The organism is Flavobacterium movens (genome assembly GCF_039581425.1).
GTDB lineage: Bacteria > Bacteroidota > Bacteroidia > Flavobacteriales > Flavobacteriaceae > Flavobacterium > Flavobacterium luteolum.
The window spans coordinates 1-870 of the sequence record NZ_JBCPXY010000023.1; the positions used below are offsets into that span (position 1 = coordinate 1).

Genomic DNA, 870 nt, shown 5'->3' on the forward strand with positions numbered 1-870 from the left:
CTTAAGTGCTGGTTCAAATTATGCAATTAGTTTCACAGAAAGCGATTTTGCAGTTACTGCTAAACCAATTTCAGTCACAGCAGATAGTAAAACCAAAATCTATGGTTCTGCTGATCCTGCTTTGACTTATACATTTTTACCTGGTCTAGTTGGAAGTGATGCCTTTACGGGGGCTTTATCAAGAACAGCAGGCGAGAATGTAGGATCTTATGCTATCGGACAAGGAAGCTTAAGTGCTGGTCCAAATTATGCGATTAGTTTCACAGAAAGCGATCTTGCAGTTACCGCTAAACCAATTGCAGTCACAGCAGATAGTAAAACAAAGGCTTACGGTTCAGCTGATCCCGTTTTGACTTATACATTTTCACCAGGTTTAGTTGGAAGCGATTACTTTACAGGAGCTTTATCAAGAACAGCAGGCGAGAATGTAGGATCTTATGCTATCGAACAAGGAAGCTTAAGCGCTGGTTCAAATTATGCGATTAGTTACACAGAAACCAATCTTATAGTTACTGCTAAAGCAATTGCAGTCACAGCAGATAGTCAAACAAAAATCTACGGTTCTGCTGATCCTGTTTTGACTTATACATTTTCACCGGGTTTAGTTGGAAGTGATGCCTTTACAGGAGCTTTATCAAGAACCGCAGGCGAGAATGTAGGATCTTATGCTATCGGACAAGGAACCTTAAGTGCTGGTTCAAATTATGCGATTAGTTACACAGAAAGCAATCTTGCAGTTACTGCTAAACCAATTGCAGTGACAGCAGATAGTCAAACAAAAATCTACAGCTCTGCTGATCCTGTTTTGACTTATACATTTTCACCGGGTTTAGTTGGAAGTGATGCCTTTACAGGAGCTTTATCAAGAAC

Annotated in this window: 1 protein-coding gene; it reads left to right on the plus strand. The window is 40.1% G+C overall.

Features of this window, described 5'->3' with window-relative positions; genetic code table 11:
- Positions 1 to 870 (plus strand): MBG domain-containing protein (locus AAYQ05_RS21845; RefSeq protein ID WP_343545345.1); only part of this gene is annotated, 870 nt, incomplete at both ends.